The following is a 231-nucleotide window of genomic DNA, read 5'->3' as shown; positions in this document are numbered from 1 at the left end:
TTCCGTACGTGAGGAGAGATCCAGGTTGCCTCCTGCAATCTGGCGGGAAGCGGATGCAATCGCCGCGGAACTCTGGCCAACCTGTTGCATAAGATCCTGGAGAAAAGCGATGAACTTATTAAAGTTCGTAATAATGCTGTTGAACTCATGGCTTTTGCTTTCAGCAAGCCGCTGCGTCAGGTCAGCACCACCGCCGGACAACGCCTCAATGTTTTTGTTCAGCAGGGTCAC

At 51.9% G+C, this 231-nt stretch carries 1 protein-coding gene; it reads right to left on the bottom strand.

Going from position 1 to position 231, the window contains the following annotated elements; genetic code table 11:
* On the bottom strand, positions 1 to 231 hold a 231-nt coding region (locus tag FHD02_RS24955; protein WP_375336888.1), incomplete at both ends, for a HAMP domain-containing protein.

It is taken from the genome of Citrobacter sp. EC_71, assembly GCF_019584005.1.
Classification (GTDB): domain Bacteria; phylum Pseudomonadota; class Gammaproteobacteria; order Enterobacterales; family Enterobacteriaceae; genus Citrobacter; species Citrobacter werkmanii.
Note: the sequence above shows the minus strand (reverse complement) of the source record. Positions and strands in the feature narration are given on the sequence as shown.